1 protein-coding gene is annotated in these 254 nt (G+C 59.1%); it reads left to right on the top strand.

What is annotated here, in order from left to right; genetic code table 11:
- Positions 1-25: 25 nt before the first annotated feature.
- Positions 26-254, top strand: a 229-nt coding sequence (locus JAO32_RS20130) for a TIGR03435 family protein (RefSeq protein WP_443082622.1), incomplete at its 3' end; no start/stop codon positions are given.

Here is a 254-nt window from a genome sequence, read left to right on the forward strand (position 1 = left end):
AAAGCCCACCGAGAGAAAAGACTTTCTGCCCGACGTCTCGTGCAGCGGCTCAGCAAGCGCAAGGGATTGCACCTTTGCCGGTGTCTCCATGGACCTGTTCGCGTTTGCCATGCAGTTCATGCTGGACCGTCCGGTCATCAACAAAACCGGGCTGGACGGCAAGTATGACTTCCACCTCAAGTTCACTCCTGCGGACGCACCCGCCAGCGCCGATACCAGCGCAAATGCAGACGCCGCACCCAACTTGTTCACCG

It is taken from the genome of Terriglobus sp. ADX1 (genome assembly GCF_036877645.1).
Classification (GTDB): domain Bacteria; phylum Acidobacteriota; class Terriglobia; order Terriglobales; family Acidobacteriaceae; genus Terriglobus.